Raw genomic sequence first — 1,005 nt, 5'->3', positions numbered from 1 at the left:
CGTCGCGTCGAAATCATCCTGCACTGATCCCAAAATCAGTCAGACTGACTTCAGCGAAAGGGAGTGCTTCGGCACTCCCTTTTTGCTGTACGGCATGATGGATTGCCGTCATATGCACCACGCCGGAAAGTGAGGAGCGCATTTCGGTGCCCGACAGATCCCCTGCCCCCGTTTTTCAGTTCCTGCGCTTCGGGATTGTCGGTGTAATGGGCCTGGGATGGGATACGGCTACCGTCTATGCCCTGCGCCCACTGATCGGACTGAGTGGCGCTGCCCTCAGTGCATATTTCGTTGCCGCTTCCGCAAACTGGCTGTGCAACCGGCTATGGACCTTCCGCAGCCATGCGGGCAGGCAGCACGCCCTGCGCCAGTGGGCACGGTTCATGGTGGGGAATAGTGCCGGATTCTGCCTGAACCGCGGGTGCGTCCTTGTGCTGTTCCACCTGTCCGTCACCTGCCGGATCCATCCTGTCTTCGCGCTGGCTGCGGGAGCGCTCAGTGGCATGGCCGCCAATTTCCACATCAGCCGCAGGCATGTCTTCGTGCACGATGCCACACCGTCATCATCCACTAAGCCCTCCACCACGGCGGATGACGGTCACACGACGCCGTAGACTCCGACCATGGGACATTGTGTTATTATGGCAACGTCCCGGGAAAACCGGCATCGCCAATCCGCCGTCCCTTTTGGGAAACATAGTGCAACAATGCGGAAAATCCTTAAATTATCCTTTATTATCATGTCATTATAATATATCGTGTATACGTATTATAAGTGTAATATCAGCCCTGCCAAACTGATGGGTTTCTAAAACGAAACCGATAGCGGTATAGGATGTTACGCATGAAGCTGACTAGCGACCGCAGACATCCCGGCGGCACGACTATAAAGAACGAGTCTTAAGGAAGGACGAAAATATGCGTCTTCGCACGGCGTTACTGGCAACGACCCTGATGGCTGCCGCTCCGGCGGCCTCAATGGCCACGACGATCACCGGTCCGTAT

1 protein-coding gene is annotated in these 1,005 nt (G+C 55.8%); it reads left to right on the top strand.

Annotation, left to right across the window (positions count from 1 at the left end):
- The first annotated feature begins 146 nt into the window (after positions 1-146).
- Positions 147-614, top strand: a complete 468-nt coding sequence (locus HNH97_RS17115) for a GtrA family protein (protein ID WP_265145426.1) — start codon at positions 147-149, stop codon at positions 612-614.
- The last annotated feature ends 391 nt before the right edge of the window (positions 615-1,005 follow it).

Source organism: Gluconacetobacter entanii (genome assembly GCF_013155425.1).
Lineage (GTDB): Bacteria > Pseudomonadota > Alphaproteobacteria > Acetobacterales > Acetobacteraceae > Novacetimonas > Novacetimonas entanii.
This window is presented reverse-complemented; position numbering and strand designations above follow the sequence as displayed.